Source organism: Psychromonas sp. (assembly GCF_983033635.1).
In genome coordinates this window covers 1-5,995 of record NZ_CEZLMY010000126.1, presented here as the reverse complement: position 1 = coordinate 5,995, position 5,995 = coordinate 1, and the positions used below count along the sequence as shown (strand labels likewise).

Here is a 5,995-nt window from a genome sequence, read left to right as displayed (position 1 = left end):
CAATTTTATCACTTTTTGTAATTAGTAATAATTAATTATTGCGAATAAATAGTAATATCACGTATAAAAATAGGAGCTATAGATTAACTGTTTAAAAATAGATTAGTGAAAGCATACTTTATGGTTAATATATTACTATGAATTTTCAGCAATATTTAGTTATTTATAAACTTGGTTTCTAATTGTCAGATATAAACAGTAAGTAATAATTGGTGCAGTACGGAGACGTGTCCATTATCTTTAGCGTAGAAATACTTATTCGTTTGTGTTGATAAATATTCCCTAATTCAGCTTATCTGAAGACAGTAACCTTATTGCGTTACAGCATTTTATTGCGTCTTGCTGATTTTATTCATAACCACAGCTATTGGTTTTATATATTAAGTTTTCAAATCAAAAACTTGAAAAGATGTTGCGTATAGGGAAATTTTGAACCACATTGAGGAACACAATAATTGACAAAATTAAGATCACATTCAGGTAATAATATTCCACTTGCTAAGGGTACAGGACGAATATTCAATCTTACGTCTGTTTCAAGCTCTTTGAATGAAGAGAATATACATCAGGCCGTAGAAGAATACATTACACTCGATGGTGAGATAGATACTTATACTGACTCCACTAAGTATGACGTAATCGTAGACAATAAACCATTTCCTCCAAAAGCTATTTTTGGGCTGGCTTTATCTAACTTGCTTGGCGCTAATGTTCTTTCTAAACACTTTGCTGGTGGTCTGCGAAGCGAATGCTTCAACACTTTTGAAAAGCTAGGATTTGAGATTAAAGCCAAAGTAAAACGTGAAAACGAAACGTTTGAGTATTTTAAATTTGTCATTGGCGATACTTACACCAAGTTAGATGCCTTTGAGCACGGCGGTGCAGTGATCCCTAAACAAGTACGAGATATTACAGGGATTACTCGCTTCAAAAATTGTGTCGTTCTATTTGCCACACTAAATAAAGAAGACAAAGAAGACGTACACAAGTACCGAGATACATTTTTATTAGGTGGTAAAGTTTTTCAATGGGAGTCTCAAAACACTAACACACCTGCAACTCCTCACATGGATATGATAATCAACCGGGCCCCGGTAGTTTTATTCGTAAGGGTTCACCAAAAAATAAAAGTAAAACACAACCATTTATTTATGTTGGTCTACTTAGTTGCAACGAGTATAGCTACCCAAAAGATAGCAGAACCATTCCTGTTGAAGTTATTTTTGATGTCCTTGAACACCAATCACTCCCTTCTGGTGCTTTAAGTGAAATATATACATGGGGGCCGGAACAAAGTAACAAGACTAATAAACCTATTGATGTTTCCGAAGTGATTTTAACGGAAACAGAAGCACCAATGCCTTCTTTACGTAAAAAAAGTCAAAATAATAGGGGAAAAAAGAACTCTACAAAAGCAATAGATTGGGCACAAAGGGACGAGCGAAATCGCAATCTAGGTTTAGCTGGAGAAGAACTTGTAATCAAGTATGAAAAGCAGCAATTAATAAGCAAAGGGTTACCGGAACTTGTGAACCAGGTCGAACATGTTGCTTTAGATAATCCTAGTGCAGGGTATGACATCAAATCGTTTGATGAACATGGTGTCCAAAAGTATATCGAAGTGAAAACCACTGAAAGCTCGAAGAGGACCGCTTTTTTCATTTCAAGAAATGAAGTAGATGTATCTAGGCAACTCGGTGATCAGTTTTGGATATATCGTGTTTACGCCCTCAATAAAAAAAATGGAAAAGCAAACTTCTATCCACTAAATGGTTCTGTTGAAGACCATTTTGAACTAGAACCTGAAAGTTATAAAGCCTATCCAAAATAGCGTTATGGCTGAGTTATACTGGCACCAATTTGTGGCTTTGTAAGTCGCTATGGGGCACAAAGCGATTTGGAAATATTAGCAGACTGAGTGGGACGGCTTAACTCGTAGCCTGATTATTCAAAGCTTATGACTTGGCAAGCTACCGAGCTAAGGACTATCACCTTTTAATTTTCTACCGATTTATCTCGACGCACTGTCTGACCTCTAGCTGAAATATTAAATTTAACCTGACCTCATTTGTTTTGTTCATCTGTGCGGCTATTTCATCGTTCACACCATATTTTCAGGGTTCGCGACTATTGATGCATAAGTTTCTATTAAATACCCCTCTAAGTCTTTTACCTGCCAGCTGGCTATTTACACGCTGAAAGCGGATATCACTTATAAATATTGGGGCTTAACGGTTAACCTCGACACCAAACGGCTTGATATTAACATATAGGTTTTATTTATTTATTCGTTAAACTGCAGCAATTTTTGGTTGCGCAAGTTCATTGACAATCTGATTAATTTCACTGACTACAATCAGTATGCTCTTTTCACTTTTTTGATGCTGATAAGCGACCACTTTTCCTTCTAAAACTCGTAATCGACCAAGACCAACAATATAGATGCGGCCATTAAAAAAGGCTTTGACGAATTTGGCTATTTGACGGGGTTGGTATTTTTTAAAGCTTCTTAGCGTTAATGAATTCTTCATACTCACAGTTAACCCTTTTAATTTTTCAACAGATAAGTATTAATGTGCGTCTGTCTATAATTAATATATTACAAAAGAATGAAATATATTCTTGTCCGTGCACATTGCCGTGCAGCTTTACTTTATCTACTTAGCTGCGCTTCAAGCATGATCAATATTACCCAAATAAAAAATAAACTCTGTTCTTTAAAGAACACTTCCCTCCTATTTACTGAATTTCTAGGCAAATAAACAGTGTCAGGTCTTTAATTTTTCATTTTAAGAAGTGCCAAGTTGGTTTTCTAAAGTGATTTGGGGCATATATATCCATGGAGGGGGATTCAGACGCGGTGCGCTAAGAAGTTGTTGGTAGTGTAAGAATAAAAAACGTTTCGGAACAGCACTATTTTACTTACTTTTCCCTGCTGTTGAGAAGCATAAATCCTTCAACCGGCGAAACTACGTTTCGGTTTTTCATAAGGCAGAGGGGCTATTAGCACCTACTCTAAGTAACTATGGGGGCGTTAGCGATTTAGTTTTCTAGCTCGGTTTGGGGCACAAAGCGCCTTAATAAATTAAGCTTAAAACTATATAGTAATAGTCAACGTTACTAAGCCACTACATTCTTAATATTGACGTGATCGGATGACTCGAGAGTCGACCCCGTTATTTTTAATAAACTCCACATTTTGTCCGATAACTTAACTCCCTCTTTTTAAATGCTTATCTTTTCTAATTATTTCAGAGACTATAAAACCACCAAAATAACCACAATAAAGATGTGTGTATACGCTATATTTGGATGGATATTTAGTCTGAATCAAGCCGATAAAACGTATTGGACTGAATACAAAGCCGTGGCCAAATTTACTGACCACAACTCAATTTATTAGCAAGTTGTTAAATAACTATTATTAAAAATGAAAGGAAGTAAAAATGAATATTAAAACTTACAAGTATATTTTTACCGGACTTCTAATTTGGATAATGGCTGGTAATTTATATGCTGGTTCTATTTCTTCAGCTGGTGTGTGGTTAAATAGATATCAAGACGAATCATTAAACACCTATTATGCTTTTTACACCGACATATATGGAACAGTTTCTGAATTCCAGAGTATTACGTTAACTACGCCACTGGGTAACACATATCCATTAGGACTTTCACCTGAAGGTGATCAATGGGGGTCTGGTATAGAAGGGACCCAAGCGGACATTACATCTGAATTTACAAACGGAATATATAGATTTGATGTGACATATACTGACGCTAGCACCGATAGTATAAACATTCAATTAGGAGGAGTGCTGCCAACTTTTCCTACAGCATTATCTTTAACTGGTAATACGGTGACATGGGATAGTTGGCTTAATCCAATTTTCCCCTTATCTATCGAACTTGATATTACGAATATTAGCAGTGGAGAACGCATGGTTCCAGAAGTACCTTTTACAGATACATCGTATGTACTGCCAGATGGCTTCCTTCAGGAAAATGATCAATATAAAATTATATTGTATTTCGTTTCAAGTCAGTACCAAAATGGAATTAAGGCTAGCATCAGTACCATCACCACGAACATTTTTTCATCGCCAGTGATCGACATCAAACCCGGCAGCGATCCCAACTGCTTCAACATCAACGACCATGGCGTTATTCCCGTGGCGATCCTTGGTAGCGAGGATTTTGATGTCAGTGAAATCGATCTGGCTTCCCTATTGTTCGGCGGGTTGCAAGTTCGCGTGCGGGGGAACAAGGGACCATTGTGCTCAATCGAGTACTCAAATGAAGATGTGTACCACGATCTGGTCTGCCATTTCGAGGACGATACGAGCAACTGGAGTAACGGATCTGGAGAGGCTACACTGTTCGGAAACTTGATCGACGGCACTCCCTTCGAAGGTAAGGACTCGATCTGCATAGTTCCTTAAAACCAGTCATCCAATGGGCGAGACAGACGATAGGCCAATTAATGTAAGAAAGCGACTTTGGTTAAACAGTGACATTACTGAGACAGCTTTTTTAGCCATTGTTTGATTCGCTCAATAACCGTAATAGCTACAGCGATTTAGGATATTTATCATAGTGGGACATATTTAACGATAAAAATGGATGGGCATTATAAAAAACTAATTCATATAGAGTAGGATTGTCTATTTTCTATGGCGCTTACCGATATGCTGAGACTTAACCAAAATGATGATGTCGTCAGCATAACGAGCAAAATGTAATCGCTCTCGTGTTAGCTTTTTATCCAATTCATCTAATAATATATTGGATAAAAGTGGTGATAATGGGCCTCCTTGCGGCACGCCCTTATCCGATGGAAACCAAAGCCCTGTTTCAGTTTCTGCAATACCCGCTCTTAAGTACTTACCGAGTAATTGCATTAACGCTTTATCTTTGATTTTGCGACCGATCCGGTTCATTAGCATGTCATGATTAACTTCATCAAAGAATTTTGAGAGGTCAATATCCACGGCTGTTTTGTACCCTTGTTTAATGCAAGTTTGTACATGAGTGACCGCTTGACTGGCTCGTTTCCCGGGCCGGTATCCGTAGCTATAAGGCGAAAATATAGGTTCAAAATAGGGACTGATCACCTGGCTAATCGCTTGCTGGATCATCCTGTCTATTACAGCAGGGATCCCCAATAAACGTTCTCCGCCATCTGGTTTTGGGATAGTTACCCGTTTTACCGGAAGGGGCTGATAATTGCCCTCTATCAGCTTTGCTTTGATCCCTTGCCAATGTGCTAAGGCAAAAGGCTCAAATTCTTCAATGCTCATGTTATCAATACCGGGTGCGCCTTTGTTGGCTTTAACATGTTTCCATGCAGCTCCCATATTTTGATCACTTAGCATTTGTGCCATTAGTGAATATTCATTTAAGGTATTGTTCATATCTGAACGCTGAGGCGCACTATCACAACATGGTGATTTATTGTGTTTCAAGTTCAATATGATTTCTCCTTGGTTTAGATGTTCAGGCCTTCACCTTGTCCTATCCATTACGATAGGCGTTTGGCTACTATGCCGTCTGCTGACTTCTGCTTACTCACATGCCTAGTTGCCCAGTCATGCGCTATCGGTTTTCATCTAATTCGCTCTTTTCAGTTGATGAATCTGAAAAGCCAAGGCAGTTATAAACCAGTGCCTAGCTGGTTAAGTTACCGATCGCGTGTTAAGCAGATCTCCCCAGATAAGAGCATGCACTTTCTTTGCACTGCTGCATCATTTACGGTGGCCATTAGATCACGTGGTTTCGTCGTCTTGTGCCAACTCACCTCTAGCCTACGCCTCATATGATGTTCTTGTTCATCAGCTCGCAAATTTGCTAGCGGCTTCCTCCAGACCAATCCTCGCGGATAAGCCCTTGCCATTCGCTAGTAGTTAGCGTTTAATAACAAATATTTTATTAAACGGTGACCTTCCTACAGAGGACTTTCACCTCATTAGTTCATGCCCATGCTGGGCGTACACAA

Annotated in this window: 5 protein-coding genes; 3 read left to right on the top strand and 2 right to left on the bottom strand. The window is 38.4% G+C overall.

What is annotated here, in order from left to right; all coding sequences use genetic code 11:
* The first annotated feature begins 455 nt into the window (after positions 1-455).
* Both AC4GME_RS13970 and AC4GME_RS13965 read left to right on the top strand, forming a co-directional pair.
* Positions 456-1,265 (top strand): DUF3427 domain-containing protein, encoded by an 810-nt coding sequence (locus tag AC4GME_RS13970; protein ID WP_490378767.1) that lies wholly within the window; start codon positions 456-458, stop codon positions 1,263-1,265.
* A gap of 92 nt (positions 1,266-1,357) precedes the next feature.
* The gene (locus AC4GME_RS13965) at positions 1,358-1,831 is read left to right on the top strand and encodes a protein NO VEIN domain-containing protein (protein WP_490378768.1); all 474 of its coding nucleotides are present in this window, start codon (positions 1,358-1,360) and stop codon (positions 1,829-1,831) included.
* A 460-nt stretch (positions 1,832-2,291) separates the two neighbouring features.
* Here the strand turns inward: AC4GME_RS13965 and AC4GME_RS13960 are convergent, their stop codons facing one another.
* Positions 2,292-2,531, bottom strand: a complete 240-nt coding sequence (locus tag AC4GME_RS13960; protein WP_490378769.1) for a DUF1107 domain-containing protein — start codon at positions 2,529-2,531, stop codon at positions 2,292-2,294.
* Between the two features lie 915 nt (positions 2,532-3,446).
* Between AC4GME_RS13960 and AC4GME_RS13955 the strand changes: the two genes are divergently transcribed.
* Positions 3,447-4,442, top strand: a complete 996-nt coding sequence (locus AC4GME_RS13955) for a hypothetical protein (protein ID WP_490378840.1) — start codon at positions 3,447-3,449, stop codon at positions 4,440-4,442.
* 222 nt (positions 4,443-4,664) lie between these two features.
* On the opposite strand, the gene AC4GME_RS13950 is transcribed toward AC4GME_RS13955, so the two are convergent.
* Positions 4,665-5,471 carry a reverse transcriptase domain-containing protein gene (locus AC4GME_RS13950; protein WP_490379608.1) on the bottom strand — a complete coding sequence of 269 codons (807 nt, stop codon included), beginning with the start codon at positions 5,469-5,471 and terminating at the stop codon, positions 4,665-4,667.
* Between the last annotated feature and the right edge of the window lie 524 nt (positions 5,472-5,995).

Bases quoted from the DNA above. Each gene is read 5' to 3' on its own strand.
- AC4GME_RS13965 (WP_490378768.1), top strand. From the start codon at position 1,358: ATGCCTTCTTTACGTAAAAAAAGTCAAAATAATAGGGGAAAAAAGAAC.
- AC4GME_RS13960 (WP_490378769.1), bottom strand. From the start codon at position 2,531: ATGAAGAATTCATTAACGCTAAGAAGCTTTAAAAAATACCAACCCCGT.
- AC4GME_RS13955 (WP_490378840.1), top strand. From the start codon at position 3,447: ATGAATATTAAAACTTACAAGTATATTTTTACCGGACTTCTAATTTGG.